The 938-nt window shown below is 73.2% G+C and carries 1 protein-coding gene; it reads left to right on the top strand.

The window, feature by feature from the left end; all coding sequences use genetic code 11:
- Positions 1-142 precede the first annotated feature (142 nt).
- A partial coding sequence (locus CCN33_RS30360; RefSeq protein WP_140394774.1) for a hypothetical protein occupies positions 143-938 on the top strand: 796 nt, incomplete at its 3' end.

Here is a 938-nt window from a genome sequence, read left to right as displayed (position 1 = left end):
GGCGACGACCTCGGCGAGCGGTGCGCCCGCTGACCAGGATCGGCGTCGGACACGTACCCCGGGTCGCCGCCCGCGCAGGCCCTCACCTTCCGTACCTCGGATTCACCTCCCCGAACGGCGCGCCCTCAGGCACGATGAACATGTGACATACGTGGTGACCGTGGCGATGGCCCCGCCCCAGGGGGCTCCGGAACTCGACGCGCTGCGCCGGGAGGGAGTGGTCTTCCTGCTGCGCAAGGGCTTCGACTCGCTGGAGGCGGTCGAGGGCCCGGACGGCATGGAGGTGGACCTGCTGGACGACGTGATCGCCGCCCATCCCGGCGGGGCCCTGCTGAAGCTGTTCGTGGACGCCCCGGCGCTGGAGTTCGCGGAGGAAGCGGCGCGGGAGGTGGTGACGGAACTGATGGAACGTACCGAGGCGCTGTCCGACTGGCGCCTGACCCGCTGCGCGGTGGAGCTGAACTCCGAGCTGCTCCAGGAGAGCCTGGACGCGGCCGACGGCCCGGACGCCCCGCCCTCCGACCCCGCGGAGCGCGCGAGGCGCCACGCGGCCGGCACGGCCCCCGCGCCCCCGGACAGCCCCGGCCACTCGGAGAGCCGGGCGATGCGCACGAGGCTGCGCGAACTGGCCCCGGCGCTCACGGCGTTCACCTTGGAGGCGTTCGGCCACGACGAGTCGGCACCGGAGTGCGGGGTCGGCAGAGAGGCGGCGGAGATAGCGGCGGGCGCCGTGGTCTACGCGATCGACCTCCTGGTGGACGAACTCTTCACCGACCTGGCCGCCTTGGAGGACGACGGCCCCACGGTCGCCCGCAGCAACGCGACGTTCATGATCCTGGACGACCTCCCCCCGCACCTGGCGGACGCGTACACGGTCCTCTTCACCCGCCGCCTCACCGTCACCGCGATCAGCCTGACGGGCCGCCTCACCCGCCCCC

Origin of the sequence: Streptomyces recifensis (assembly GCF_002154615.1) — a bacterium.
GTDB lineage: Bacteria > Actinomycetota > Actinomycetes > Streptomycetales > Streptomycetaceae > Streptomyces > Streptomyces griseoluteus.
This window is presented reverse-complemented; position numbering and strand designations above follow the sequence as displayed.